Annotated in this window: 9 protein-coding genes and 1 other RNA gene; 3 read left to right on the forward strand and 7 right to left on the reverse strand. The window is 70.7% G+C overall.

Annotation, left to right across the window (positions count from 1 at the left end):
• Positions 1-18 precede the first annotated feature (18 nt).
• From ACYVJS_RS03380 to ffs, 6 genes are all read right to left on the reverse strand, one after another.
• Positions 19-2,544: a glycoside hydrolase family 65 protein gene (locus tag ACYVJS_RS03380; RefSeq protein ID WP_460737778.1), complete on the reverse strand. Its 2,526-nt coding sequence runs from the start codon at positions 2,542-2,544 to the stop codon at positions 19-21.
• A 76-nt stretch (positions 2,545-2,620) separates the two neighbouring features.
• Entirely contained in the window at positions 2,621-3,346 is a 726-nt protein-coding gene (locus ACYVJS_RS03385; protein ID WP_460737780.1) for an HAD family hydrolase, read from the reverse strand.
• A gap of 75 nt (positions 3,347-3,421) precedes the next feature.
• Positions 3,422-4,642 carry an acetate kinase gene (locus ACYVJS_RS03390; RefSeq protein WP_460737782.1) on the reverse strand — a complete coding sequence of 407 codons (1,221 nt, stop codon included), beginning with the start codon at positions 4,640-4,642 and terminating at the stop codon, positions 3,422-3,424.
• 2 nt (positions 4,643-4,644) lie between these two features.
• A complete protein-coding gene (gene pta / locus ACYVJS_RS03395) occupies positions 4,645-6,783 on the reverse strand; it encodes a phosphate acetyltransferase (protein ID WP_460737784.1) in 2,139 nt (712 codons plus the stop codon).
• Between the two features lie 197 nt (positions 6,784-6,980).
• Complete coding sequence (locus ACYVJS_RS03400) at positions 6,981-8,348, reverse strand: CoA transferase (RefSeq protein ID WP_460737786.1); 1,368 nt, start codon at positions 8,346-8,348, stop codon at positions 6,981-6,983.
• A gap of 36 nt (positions 8,349-8,384) precedes the next feature.
• Positions 8,385-8,481: signal recognition particle sRNA small type (gene ffs / locus ACYVJS_RS03405), an RNA gene on the reverse strand.
• Between the two features lie 110 nt (positions 8,482-8,591).
• On the opposite strand from ffs, the gene ACYVJS_RS03410 reads away from it, so the two are divergent.
• The 3 genes from ACYVJS_RS03410 to ACYVJS_RS03420 are packed head-to-tail and all read left to right on the forward strand — an operon-like array spanning position 8,592 to position 13,087.
• Positions 8,592-9,599, forward strand: coding sequence for an AAA family ATPase (locus tag ACYVJS_RS03410; RefSeq protein WP_460737788.1), 1,008 nt, complete (start codon positions 8,592-8,594; stop codon positions 9,597-9,599).
• A gap of 4 nt (positions 9,600-9,603) precedes the next feature.
• Positions 9,604-10,836: a DUF58 domain-containing protein gene (locus tag ACYVJS_RS03415; RefSeq protein ID WP_460737789.1), complete on the forward strand. Its 1,233-nt coding sequence runs from the start codon at positions 9,604-9,606 to the stop codon at positions 10,834-10,836.
• The gene (locus tag ACYVJS_RS03420) at positions 10,826-13,087 is read left to right on the forward strand and encodes a transglutaminase family protein (protein ID WP_460737791.1); all 2,262 of its coding nucleotides are present in this window, start codon (positions 10,826-10,828) and stop codon (positions 13,085-13,087) included. Before ACYVJS_RS03415 ends, ACYVJS_RS03420 begins: the two co-directional genes overlap by 11 nt.
• Before the next feature lie 15 nt (positions 13,088-13,102).
• On the opposite strand, the gene ACYVJS_RS03425 is transcribed toward ACYVJS_RS03420, so the two are convergent.
• Positions 13,103-13,507 (reverse strand): arsenate reductase ArsC, encoded by a 405-nt coding sequence (locus ACYVJS_RS03425; protein ID WP_460737793.1) that lies wholly within the window; start codon positions 13,505-13,507, stop codon positions 13,103-13,105.
• Between the last annotated feature and the right edge of the window lie 8 nt (positions 13,508-13,515).

Below are 13,515 nucleotides of genomic sequence, written 5' to 3' on the forward strand. Positions count from 1 at the left end.
GCCCGCCGCGACGTCGGATCAGGCATCGAAGTGCGGCTCGTTCTCGCCGATGAGCATCGGCCCGGTCACGACCGGCAGCGAAGCGGTGAGGGTGGGCACGGAGGCGGAGAGCAGCGTGCCGTCCTCGCGCCTGACGTCGGCGAACATCTGCAGCGTCGGCCGCCCCGTGCGCACGGGCCCCTGCGTGGCCAGGGGCACGACGAGCTCCTCATCGGGGGAGATCGTGTAGGCGGTGCCGCGCACGGAGAAGGAGACGTCCTCTCCCCCGGCGCGGTTGCGCACGATCATCTCGTCGCGACGCAGCGTGATGTCCAGGTGCGACGCGTGCCACGTGAGCGCGTAGGAGAGCTCGGGCCACGCGGCCGGCAGCCGCGGGTCGAAGGTGAGCTCGCCGTAGTGGTCGCGCATCCCGCCGAAGCCGGAGACCAGCGACGCCCAGACGCCGCCGGCGGAGGCGACGTGCACGCCGTCCGCCGCGTTGTTGTGGAGGTCGGCGAGGTCCACGAAGATCGAGTCCAGGAAGTACTCCAGCGCCAGGTCCTGGTAACCGACCTCTGCCGCCAGAATCGACTGCACGACACCCGACAGGGTCGAGTCGCCGGTGGTCAGCGGGTCGTAGTACTGGAAGTCGGCGAGCTTCTCCGCCTCGGTGAAGTGGTTGCCCTGCAGGAACAGCGCGAGCACCACATCCGCCTGCTTCAGGACCTGGTAGCGGTAGATCACGAGCGGGTGGAAGTGCAGCAGCAGTGGACGCTGCTCGTCCGGGGTGTTCTCCAGGTCCCACACCTCGCGCTCGAGGAACACGGCGTCCTGCGGGTGGATGCCGAGCGCCGGGCTGAAGGGGATGTGCATCGCATCCGCCGCCTTCTCCCAGATCTCCGGCTCCTCCGGATCCAGCCCCAACCGGTCGGCCATGAGACGGTACGCCTCGGGGGCGGCCAGCTCCATCTCCCGCACCGTGCGGGCGGCGAAGCGCAGGTTGAAGCGCGCCATGACGTTCGTGAAGAGGTTGTCGTTGACGACCGTCGTGTACTCGTCGGGACCGGTGACACCGTGGATGTGGAACGAGTCCGCCCCGTCGACCTCGTCGCGCCAGAAGCCGAGCGAGTTCCACAGCCGCGCGGTCTCCACCGCGATGTCGACCGCCTCGCGGTAGAGGAAGTCGACGTCGCCGGTGGCGCGCACGTACTTGGCGAGCGCAAAGCTCACGTCGGCGTTGATGTGGTACTGCGCAGTGCCAGCGGCATAGTAGGCCGAGGCCTCCTCGCCGTTGATCGTGCGCCACGGGAACAGCGCGCCCGCCTCGTTGAGCTGGAAGGCGCGGCGACGCGCGTCGGGGAGCATGTGCACCCGCATCCGCAGGGCGTTGCGCGCCCAGTGCGGGCTCGTGTACGTGAGGAAGGGGAGCACGTACACCTCGGTGTCCCAGAAGTAGTGCCCGCTGTATCCCGAACCCGACACGCCCTTGGCGGGCACGCCCAGCCCGTCGGCACGCGCCGCCGCCTGCGCGAGCTGGAACAGGCACCAGCGGGTGGCCTGCTGCAGGTCGTCGTGACCGGCGATGCGCACGTCCGAGCGGTCCCAGAAGGCGTCGAGCCAGGCGCGCTGCACGGCGTACTGCGTCGCCACGCCCTCCTGGCCGGCACGGTCGAGCGTGCGGCGACACCGGTCGACGAGCTCCGCCGCCGGCACCCCGCGCGACGTGTGGTAGCTCACGAGCTTCGTGACCTTGACGGGGACCCCGGCCTTCGCCTGCACGCGGAACACGTTCTTGGCGATGTCGGGTTGGATGAGGGTGCGCGCCGTGTACTCGTTCGCGGTCTCGACGATGTGGTCGGCGGCGACGGCGAGCGTCATCTCCGAGTGCGTCACCTGGTAGCTGAGCACCGAGCGCGCGCCGTCCTGCCAGAACTCCTGCGGCTGCAGAACCCGCTCCTCGATACGCTCGGCGCGGCGGGGGTCGAAACCGGCCTTGAGCTTGCTCGCCGGCCGACCGCCGTACACGTCCTCGCCGTCCTGGCGGTTCACGAGCTGGCAGCTGATGGTCACGGGGGCGTCGGCGTTGAGCACCGTCACCTCGATGCTCATCAGTGCGAGGTGCTTCTCCTCGAACGACACCATGCGCTCGAAGTCGATGCGCACCTCCTTGCCGGAGGGCGTGCGCCACAGCAGATGACGGCGCAGCACCCCGTCGCGCAGGTCGAGGCTGCGCTCGTACTCGAGGATCTCGGCGACGTCGAATGAGAGCGGCTCGTCGTCGACGTACACGCGCATGACCTTGGCATCGGGGGCGTTGATGATCGTCTGGCCGACCTCCGCGAAACCGTAGGCCTGCTCGGCATGACGGATCGGGAACACCTCGTGGAAGCCGTTGATGAAGGTGCCCTGCTCGTGGCCGAAGCGCCCTTCGGGCTGGTTCCCCCGCAGCCCCAGGTATCCGTTGCCCACGGTGAACAGCGTCTCGGTGACGCCCGCCTCGTCGATGTCGAACGAACGCTCGACGAGTCGCCACGGGTCGACCGGGAAACGGTCTCTATCGATCATGAACATGCCTTCCGCCGATGACACGGCCAGGGATTCGGATGAGGGAGATGCGATCGGGTATCGCGACAGAACCGGCTCAGTCTACGAAGGCGGCGAGGTCGTCGACGACCACATCAGCACCGGCGGCGCGCAGCGCCTCGGCGCCGACGCCGCGATCGACGCCCACCACCAGGGCGAAGCCCGCTGCCTGGGCGGACGCGGCACCGCTCAGCGCATCCTCGACGGCAGCGCTGCGGGCGGGGTCGACACCCAGCATCCGCGCCCCGCCGAGGAACACGTCGGGCGCGGGCTTGGACGCGAGGTTCTCGCGCTCGGCGACGACACCGTCCATCACCACGGCGAATCGATCACGGATGCCGGCGGCGGCGAGCACCTCTTCCGCGTTCTTCGAGCTGGACACCACGGCGACGGGCACGCCCCGCTCGCGGAGCTGATCGACCAAGCGCAGCGAGCCGGAGTACGGCGCGATCCCCTCGCTGCGGAGAACCCGCGCGAAGACCTCGTTCTTCCGGTTGCCGATGCCGCAGACGGTGTCCGCGGACGGATCGTCGTCCGGCTCACCCCAGGGCACCTCGACGTCGCGCGAGCGCAGCAGGCTGGCGACGCCGTCGTAGCGCTTCTTGCCGTCCAGGTGCAGGAAGTAGTCCTGCTCGGTGTAGGGCGGGGTGATGCCCCACGCGGCGAACAGCTCCTCGAACATCGTCTGCCAAGCGTGCATGTGCACCTCGGCGGTCGGGGTGAGCACCCCGTCGAGGTCGAAGAGCACGGCGTCGTAGGACGACAGATCGGGCAGGTCGGTCACGAAGCCTCCAAAGTTGCGCTCGACCGGGCGCACCCAGCGTAGTCGCGGCAGGTTACGCGTCGGTGTCGCGCACGCTCAGGCGACGCGGGCGACGGCCAGCGCCTGCCGTGCGATCTCCAACTCCTCGTTGGTGGGCACCACGAGCACGGCGACGGCGGAGTCGGGCGCGGAGATGAAGCGCGCACCCTTACGGCGAGTGCCGTTCTCCTCGGCGTCCAGGCGCACGCCGAGGAAGCCGAGGGCCTCGGCGACGGCCGCACGTACGAGCGGCGAGTTCTCGCCCACGCCGGCAGTGAAGGAGATCACGTCGACACCGCCCATCTGCACGATGTAGGCGCCCGCGTAGGCGCGAAGGCGATGCACATAGACCTCGAAGGCGAGCGTCGCTTCCGCATCGCCCGCCTCGTAGCGGTCCTCCACGTCGCGCATGTCGGAGAAACCGGTCAGGCCCAGCATCCCGCTCTGCTTGTTCAGCAGCGTGTCGAGCTCGTCGATGCCGAGGCCCGCGCGGCGTGCGAGGTGGAACAGCACGGCGGGATCGATGTCGCCAGAGCGCGAGCCCATCACAAGACCCTCGAGCGGCGTGAGCCCCATCGAGGTCTCGACCGAGCGCCCGCCGACCACTGCGGTGACGGACGCACCATTGCCGAGGTGGAAGACGAGCTGGCGCAGCTCCTCGTTCGGGCGGCCCAGGAACGCGGCAGCCGCTTCGCTCACGAACTTGTGCGACGTGCCGTGCGCGCCGTATCGACGAATGGCGTGCTCCCGCGCCAATTCGCGATCGATGGCGTAGGTGTACGCGGCAGGGGACAGCGTCTGGTGGAACGCCGTGTCGAAGACCGCGACGTGATCGAGGCCCGGGAAAGCCGCCTTGGCGGCCTTGATCCCCTGCACCGCACCGGGGTTGTGAAGGGGTGCGAGCACGGCCAGGTCGGCGATCTCCCGCTCCACCTCATCCGTGATGAGTGTGGGCTCGAAGAAGAGCGATCCTCCATGGACGACGCGGTGACCGACGGCGACCGGGGCGTTCTCGGTCAGCGACGGACCGTGCTCGGCGAAGGCGTCGAGCATCACCTGGAAACCGACGGCGTGGTCGGGAATCGGCAGCTCCTGCGTGTAGGTCGCATCGACCGCCGCCGCCCCCACGCCCGTGAAGAGCACCTTGTGGCTGGCCGCTCCCATGCCCTCGCCGATGCGCTCGACGAGCCCGGACGCCAGCGCCGTCTCGGTCTCGACGTCCAGCAGCTGGTATTTGAACGAGGACGAGCCACTATTGATGACGAGAACGACGCTCACGTTCATGCCTTCCCTTCGGATGCGGGCTCATCGCCCTGAGCCTGGATCGCGGTGATCGCGATGGTGTTGACGATGTCTTCGACCAGCGCGCCGCGCGACAGGTCGTTGATGGGCTTGTTCAGACCCTGCAGGACGGGGCCGATCGCGATCGCCCCGGCCGAGCGCTGCACGGCCTTGTAGGTGTTGTTGCCGGTGTTGAGGTCGGGAAAGACGAAGACAGTCGCGCGACCAGCGACGGGCGAGCCGGGCATCTTCTTCGATGCGACGGCGGCATCCGCGGCCGCGTCGTACTGGATGGGGCCTTCCACCGGCAGCTCCGGCGCCCGCTCGCGTACGATGACGGTCGCCTCGCGCACCTTCTCCACATCCGCTCCCGACCCGGACTCCCCGGTCGAGTAGGACAGCATCGCGACGCGTGGCTCGATGCCGAAGCGGTCGGCGGTCTCGGCGGAGGAGACGGCGATGTCGGCCAGCTGCGGCGCGGTGGGGTCGGGGATGACCGCGCAGTCGCCGTAGACCAGCACGCGGTCGGCGAGCGCCATGAGGAACACGCTGGAGACGACGCCGACGCCCGGTCGCGTCTTGATGATCTCGAAGGCAGGGCGGATCGTGTGGGCCGTCGTGTGCGCGGCACCCGAGACCATGCCGTCGGCGAGGCCGAGGTGCACCATGAGCGTGCCGAAGTAGGAGACGTCGGTGACGGTGTCGGCGGCGCGGGCCATGGTCATGCCCTTGTGCTCGCGAAGACGCGTGTACTCCTCGGCGAACTTCTGCACGAGCACCGGGTCGAAGGGGCTGATGACCTGCGCCGCGGCGATGTCGATGCCGAGTTCGAGCGCGCGTGAGCGGACCTCGACCTCCTCGCCCAGGATGATGAGGTCGGCGATGCCGCGGGCGAGGACGGTAGCGGCGGCGCGCAGCACGCGGTCGTCGTCGCCCTCCGGCAGCACGATGCGGCGGCGGTTCGAGCGCGCCCGCTCGACGAGCCCGTACTCGAACATGAGGGGCGTGACGACGGTGGGCTTGGCGAGTCCCAGCAAACGCGTCAGCTCGGCGCCGTCGACGTGCCGTTCGAACAGCGACAGCGCGGTGTCGTAGGAGCGCTGCGAGTCGGCGGCCAGCCGGCCGCGCGTGTTCATGATGCGCACCGAGGTGTCGTAGGTGTCGCGGTCGGTCGCGATGATCGGCAGCCGCGATCCCAGGCCGTCGATGAGGCGGTCGATGTCGGCCGGCAGCGGGAAGGGTCCGTTGAGCACGATGGCCGACAGCGACGGGAACGTGCCCGAGGCGTGCGCGAGCAGAGTCGCGAGCAGCACCTCGGTGCGGTCGGCCGGGATCACCACGACCGCGCCGTCGCTCAGCCGAGGGAGCACGTTGGCGGGACTCATGGCGGCGACGATCACGCCGAGCACCTCGCGCGTGAGCAGCTCCTCGTCGCCCTTGACGAGCGTTCCGTCAACGGAGCGCATGACGCCGCGCACCGTCGGGGCCACCAGGAAGCGGTCCTCGGGAAGCGCCCAGACCGGCACCTCGATGCCGGCGGGGACGATGTCGCGGATGGCTTCGATGGTCTCGTCCAGCATCGTGGGGTCGACGCGCGTGGCGACCACGGCGAAGAGCTCCGCGCGGGCCTGGCGCAGCTCGCCGACCGAGAGCTTCGCGATCTGGGCGATGTCGGCGGGCGTGCGCGGGTCGCTCGCACCGAGCTGCTCGGCCTGACCCTGCTGGGCGCGGCCTCCCACGACCAGCAGCACGGGGGCGCCGAGGTTCGCGGCGATGCGGGCGTTGTATCCGAGTTCGGCGGGGCTGCCCACATCCGTGTAGTCGCTGCCGAGGATGACGACCGCGTCACACTGCGCCTCGACCGTCTTGTACCGCTCCACGATGCGCGCGAGGGCCGCATCCGGGTCGGCGTGCATGTCGTCGTAGTCGACGCCGATGCAGTCGTCGTAGGCGAGGTCGACGCCGTCGTGGTCGAGCAGCATCTCGAGCACGTAGTCGCGCTCCGTCGTCGAACGGGCGATGGGGCGGAAGACGCCTACGCGCGCGGTCGCATGGCTGAGTGCTTCGAGCACTCCCAATGCGATCGTGGACTTTCCCGAATGACCTTCCGCGGACGTGATGAGGATGCTCTGAGCCACCCGATCAGCCTAGGCGCGCCTTATGTGAGGAGCCAGATGAGGCGTCCGTGAATAAAATCCGCTCCCCCGGCAGCCCCGCTCCCCTCCTGCATCCGCCTCCCTCATCCGTCTCCCTCATCCGCCCCGCTCGCCCGTCATGTCCCGCGGGGGAAGTGGGCGGAGGCAGCGGGTCGGGGCCGGCGGGCATGCGGCGCGAGTCAAAGCCAAGCGGGCGGGTCGCCGCCGAGCCGGGTGGTGACGCGGTCGAAGCGCAGGGTCGCCTCGCCCACCCGGAAAGGGGGCGGCGCGAGCAGGAGCGCACCCTCGGGCGTCTCGATCCGCTGTCCCGTACCGAACCCGGAATCGGCGCCGCCGCCGGATGCGGATGCCTCGGGCGCGAGGGAGGTGAGTGCGTGCGCGGTGCGGGCGAGCGACAGTCGCCACGTGCTGCCGCGGCCGGTGACGTGGCGCTGGGTGACACCGGCCACGGCTGCGGCCGCCGCGAGGTATCCCGTCGTCCAGTCGAGAGCCTGCACGGGCAGCGACACCGGCGCCGACACGTCCGCGTGCCGCATGCCGATATCGGCGATGCCGGTCGAGAACTGCACCAGCGAATCGAATCCCCGTCGGCCTGCCCAGGGTCCGCTCCAGCCGTACGCGCGGACGCCGACCTCCACGAGTCCGGGGCGCAGGCGCTGCCGTTCGCTCTCACCCAGCCCCAGTCGATCGACCGCGCCAGCGCGGTAGCCGTGCACAAGCACGTCGGCCGCAGCGAGCAGGTCGACGAGCATACGGCGCCCGGCGGGTGCGGTCGCATCCAGGCGGGCGGAGCGTTTGCCGGCCATCACATACGGGAGCACAGCGGGTTCGTCCCAGGTGTCGGGGTCGATGCGCAGAACGTCGGCACCGAGGCCTGCCAGCACCTGCGTGGCGGCAGGCCCCGCGATGACGCGCGTCAGATCGAGCACGCGAAGCCCCGCGAGGGGCCTCGCCGACTCCGGATGCCAGGTCGAGCCCGCGCGCGCCGATGCGGTCTCGGTGCGGGCGATGAGGGGTTCCGCGGCCACGGCGGAGCCGGGCGCGGACCGCATCCACTCGCCCCGGGTGCGCAGCGCCGCCGCCGCACCGCCCGCCGCGACGATGGCCGACTCGAGCTCGTGGGCGCCGCGGTCGAGGATCGCGGCGGACAGCTCCTCGACGGTCCGCGCGTCGGGCAGCGCCAGTGCGGCCAGCAGGGCCGCTCGATGGTGCGGCGCGTTGGCGTGCGTGCGGATCCACGCGCCGTCGGCCGTGGGGAAGGCGCCGGAGAAGGGATCCCACGGCGAGGGGAACGACCCCTGCGCGGGTCGGACGTGGCGGCCGAGCCACGTGTCGACGAGCGCGCGATCCACCCGCGCCTCGGCGCTGGACACCAGAGACGTGCTCTGCATCAGCGCGTCGACGGCCGAGGCCAGCGCACCCATCGCCACGGTGGCGAGTGTCGAGACGGGCAGGGCGTCGTCGAGACCCGGGGCCCCGCTCACCCGGACGTCGCCTCCGACGTCGAGGATGCGGCGGAGCTCGTCCCGCACGGTGTCCCGGTGCACGGCGCCACCCTACGCTCGTCGCACCGCCGGCGGGAAAAGAAAGACTCTCCGCGAACCCGGCAGAGCCTGGTTACCCTTGCTACGTTTCCGTCCTGGGGGAGTTGGCCTGGATGCCGCCTCGCGGAGAGCTGACACAAGTCTAACCCAGCCCGCGCAGCGCCGCTCACGGCGAATACCCCGCCCCCTGCTCCGCGGTGCAGGTTACGATCGGGAAACGATCGCGCCGACGGGAAGGCATCCGGCATGACCGATACCGCACGAGTCCTCACCGACGAGGTCGATTCCGCGATGGACGCCGAACGCTTCATGCGCCTGACGCGCGCCATCGGCAAGAGCGTCGCCACCGTCATCGACGGCAAGCCGGATGCGGTGCGCAGCGCCCTCGTGGCACTCCTCGCCGAGGGACACCTGCTCATCGAGGACGTTCCAGGCGTCGGCAAGACGATGCTCGCCCGCGCGCTGGCGGCATCCGTGGACGCCACCGTGCGCCGCATCCAGTTCACCCCGGATCTGCTTCCGGGCGATGTGACGGGCGTGTCGGTGTTCGATCCCGTGGCCCGCGAGTTCGAGTTCAAGCGCGGCGCCGTGTTCGCGCACATCGTCATCGCCGACGAGATCAACCGCTCCTCCCCCAAGACGCAGTCCGCACTGCTGGAGGCGATGGAGGAGCGTCAGGTGACCGTCGACGGCGAGGCGCATCACCTCCCCGATCCGTTCCTCGTGGTCGCGACCCAGAACCCTCTCGATATGGAGGGGACGTACGCACTGCCCGAGGCGCAGCGCGACCGCTTCATGATGCGCATCTCGATGGGGTATCCGGATGCGGCGGCCGAGGCCCTCATGCTCCGACAGCGGGAGACCGAGAACCCGCTGTCCCACATCCGACCCGTCGTGCACGCGAGCGAGGTGCTGGAGCTCATCGCCTGGGCCCGGCGCATCCACGTCGCGCCCGCCATCGAGGAGTACGCGGTGGCGCTGGCCCACGCGACGCGCACGCACCCGGAGGTGCGCCTGGGCGCGAGCCCCCGGGCCACCCTCCAACTGGTGCGAGCCGCGAAGGTGTGGGCGGCGCTCGACGGGCGGGCGTTCGTCATCCCCGACGACGTCGCGGCGCTCGTCGTGCCCGTTTTCGCGCACCGGCTGATCGCAACGCGCTCCTCCAGCACCCGGGGCTCGGATTCGCACTCGGTGCCCAAGATCCTGGAGCGCATCGTCGACAGCGTCCGCGTTCCCCTCGCCGCGCGCACCTGAGCGCATGAGACGCAGCTGGCCGCTCACGGCGCGGGGAACCGGTGCCGTCGTCCTCGCTGTCGCCTGCTTCGCCGCCGCGAACCAACTGGGGCTCGTCGAGCTGGTCTTCGTGGGGCTGCTCCTCCTCTCGCTGGTGGTCGCGGCTGTGGTCGCCGTCTTCGCCGTGCACGGTCGTGCCGACGTCACGCGCACCGTGGTTCCCGCCGTGCCGGATGCGGGCGACGAGGTCGAGGTGACCGTGCGAGTCCGGGCGCGTACGGCGCTTCCCACCTCCGGCGGACGCTGGCACGACTCGATGCCGGACGGCATCGAGGGCGGAGGCCCCGGCACCTTCCCCGCCGTCTCCTCCGGACTCCGTGGTGACGATCGCGAGGTCGTCGTGGGGTATCGAGCCCGAGTGCTGCGTCGCGGCATCCATTGGATCGGCCCTTTCGAGCTCAGTTCGCTCGACCCGTTCGGCATCGCCCGTCGCACGGTCGCGCAGGGCGAGCTGACGCGCCTGGTCGTGACACCCGCGGTCCAGGAACTGCTCTCGCTGGCGGGTGTGGCCGGCGCCTCCGGCGGCAGTCTGTCGCGCGCGACGAACCGTCTCGGGCAGGGCACCGACGATGTGATCGCCCGCCCGTGGGCGCCGGGGGATTCCATGCGGCGCATCCACTGGCGCGCGTCCGCCCACCGCGACGAGCTCATGGTGCGCCAGGAAGAGCAGGAGAGCTCGCCCGAGGCGACGATCGTCTTCGATCGCGCGCTGGGGCGGTTCTCCCCCGAAGCCACCGAGGCCGCCGGCTCCGATCCCGCCTTCGAGGCGGCCGTCGGTGCGGTCGCCTCCGCGCTGGCACGACTCGTCGCCGACGGCTACACCGTCGCGCTCGTCGAACCCGACGGCATCCCGCTGTGCGATCACGTGGAGCCGGCGGACGCGCCGGCGCTCGAGGCGGCGATGCTGATGCTGGCGACGGTGCAGGCGCGGCTGGACGACCGTCTCGGTGCGCTCGCGGGGCTGTTCGCGGGCGAGACGACGGGTCCGCTCGTGCTCGTCACCGGCGCGCTGTCGCAGACGGATGCGGCCATGCTCGCCGCCGTCGGCCACCACAGCGCGTTCCCCGTGCTGCTCAGCACCGCTCCCGCCACGGGGGCGTTCGACGCGGCGACCGGGTGGACGGCGGCCACGCTCGGCCGCGATGTCGCAGACGCGTGGCGCGACGCGATCTCGGAGAGGCTTCCGCATGCCGGCTGAGAAGAGCACCCGCGCGCAGGGGCAGACGGCACTCGCCGTCGGCGTGTTCGTCGCGCTCGTCGCCACGACGCTTCCGGTGATGCGCGTGATCGCCCCCGATGTCTGGGTCGCGGCGGGACTCGGGCTCGCGGCGGTCATCCTCGCCCTGGGCGCGGTGCTGCGCCGCGCCGGCGTGGCGGGGCTCGTGGTCACCGGCGTCGACGTCGTCGTGTGGGCGCTCGCCCTGACAGTCCTCTACTTGCGCGACAGCGCCTGGGGCGGACTCGTGCCCTCCCCCGCGTCGTTCGAGGCGGTCGGCGCGCTGGTCACCTCCGCGGTCCAGGAGATGGCGGTGGGTGCCGCTCCGCTGACAGCCACACCCGCGCTGTCGTTCTTCGTGGTCGCCGCGATCGGCGCGCTCGCCATCGTCCTGGACCATGTCGTCCTCACGACGCGGATGCCGTTGCTCGCCGCCATCGCCCTCGTGGCGGTCGCGGTGGTGCCCACGATCGCGGTGCCGGCTCCGATGGATGTGTTCGCCTTCGTGCTGCTGGCCGCCAGCATCCTGTTCCTGCTCGCGACCGATACGCGTACTCGCCGCGGCAAGACCGGTCCGCGCGGTGCACCCGCCGCCGCGTCCGCCGCAGTCATCGCGGTCGCATCCATCGCGGTGGCCGTGATCGTCACGCCGCTTCTGCCCGCCCCCGACGGCGACGCGGCAGTGAACGGTGCCGGAAGCAGCGGCATCAACCCCACGCTGCGCCTCGGCGACGACCTGCGCCGGCCGAACCCTGTGGAGGTGTTGCGGGTGCGTTCATCGGAGTCCCGAGCGCCGTACCTGCGGGCCGTGACGCTGTCGAGTTTCGCGGGCGAGGTCTGGCGGCCCGACGAACGTGACGCGACGCCGGTGGGCGCAGGACCCGGATTCGGCCCGGTGCGCACCGACCCCGACATCGCTCGCACCAGCGCCGACACGAAGATCGACATCGTGAAGCTGAACACCCCCTACCTGCCCATCCCCTTCCCCGCGACGGCGATCGGCGGGCTCACGGGCGACTGGGGCATCGTGGCCGACAACCGCACGGTCGTCAGTGAGGACGGCGACTCACGCGGTCAGAGCTATGAGGTCATCACCGAGACACCCGCTCCGACGCTGGAGCAGATCCGCGCCGCGACGTCGCGCGGAGCGGATGTCGATCCGGAACTGCGCGAGATCCCGGACGACACGCCTGCGAACGTCTCCGAGCTCGCACGGGCCGTCACCGCCGACACGAGCAATGACTACGACGCTGCTTTCGCCCTGCAGCGGTGGTTCCGCTCCAGCGAGTTCACCTACTCGCTCGACGCACCCGTCCAGGAGGGATTCGACGGGGCGGGCGTCGACGCGATCGGACAGTTCCTCGAGGTGCGCAGCGGATACTGCGTGCACTTCGCCTCCGCCTTCGCCGCCATGACGAGGTCGCTGGGGATGCCGACGCGCATCGTGATCGGCTACCTGCCCGGCACCGCCACGACAGATCGGATCGACGGCGACCTCGTCTACTCGGTCTCGAGCGATCTGCTGCACTCGTGGCCCGAGGTGTACTTCGAGGGCATCGGATGGGTGCCGTTCGAGCCGACCAACAGCCTGGGCGTGCCGACCGTGTTCTCCAGCGGCGTGGGTACATCGCCGGATCAGATCGACTCCGCATCCCCGGAGCCGACCGCCGCAGCGACGCCCACCGCAGCAGCGTCCGAGCGTCCGGACACCCCGGACAGCCCGCAGGCGGGCACCGTCGACGGCAGCGCTGGAACCGGCGCGATCGTTCCGGCCGTGTGGGTGACGGTGGCCGCCATCCTGTTGCTCGCCGCGCCCGCGCTCGCGCACGGGCTGCGAGGTCGTCGCCGCCTGGTCCTCGCCGGCCGGGGCGATGCGAGCGCAGCGTGGCTGTTCGTCGAAGAGGCCGCGATCGATCTCGGGCTGCCGGCCCCCGCGAGCGCGTCGCCGCGCGCTCTGGCCGAGCGTCTCATCGCGGCGGGAGCCCCGGGGGACGATCTGCGGCTGCTCGTGGCGGCCATCGAGCGCGCCAGCTACGCACCCGCATCCGCGTGGCCCAGCGATGACGGAGACGACCTCGCCACGGCGGCCTCGCGCGTGCGGCGAGGGCTGATGGATCAGGCCACGGCACCGCGCCGCATCCTCTCCATGGTCGCGCCGCGCTCTCTCGTCATCCGGCCCGGCACGACAGCGGCCGGGGCGGGCTGGCACGAGCGCGCCCGGACACCGTCGTAGACCGCGAGAACCTTCCTAACCCAGGCTGGCGATGAGTTTCTCGACGCGACCCTTGATGTCGTCGCGGACCTCACGCACGACGTGGACGGGCTGGCCGGCGGGGTCGGTGAGCTGCCAGTCTTCGTAGCGCTTGCCGGGGAAGATCGGGCAGGCGTCTCCGCATCCCATCGTGATGACGACGTCCGCCTGGCGGACCGCATCGGTCGTGAGGATCTGCGGAGTGGCCCCCGAGAGGTCGATGCCCTCTTCGGCCATGACGGCGACGGCGGCGGGATTGATCGCATTGCCGGGTTCGCTTCCGGCCGAGAAGACATCGATGCGGTCGCCGGCGAGGGCCCGGAGGTAGCCTGCGGCCATCTGCGAGCGGCCGGCGTTGTGCACACAGACGAAGAGGACAGCGGGCTTGGTGGAATCAGTCATGATGTTCC

This window comes from Microbacterium neimengense, assembly GCF_054782995.1.

Bases quoted from the DNA above. Each gene is read 5' to 3' on its own strand.
- ACYVJS_RS03420 (WP_460737791.1), top strand. From the start codon at position 10,826: ATGCCGGCTGAGAAGAGCACCCGCGCGCAGGGGCAGACGGCACTCGCC.
- ACYVJS_RS03410 (WP_460737788.1), top strand. From the start codon at position 8,592: ATGACCGATACCGCACGAGTCCTCACCGACGAGGTCGATTCCGCGATG.
- ACYVJS_RS03425 (WP_460737793.1), bottom strand. From the start codon at position 13,507: ATGACTGATTCCACCAAGCCCGCTGTCCTCTTCGTCTGTGTGCACAAC.
- ACYVJS_RS03415 (WP_460737789.1), top strand. From the start codon at position 9,604: ATGAGACGCAGCTGGCCGCTCACGGCGCGGGGAACCGGTGCCGTCGTC.
- ACYVJS_RS03380 (WP_460737778.1), bottom strand. From the start codon at position 2,544: ATGATCGATAGAGACCGTTTCCCGGTCGACCCGTGGCGACTCGTCGAG.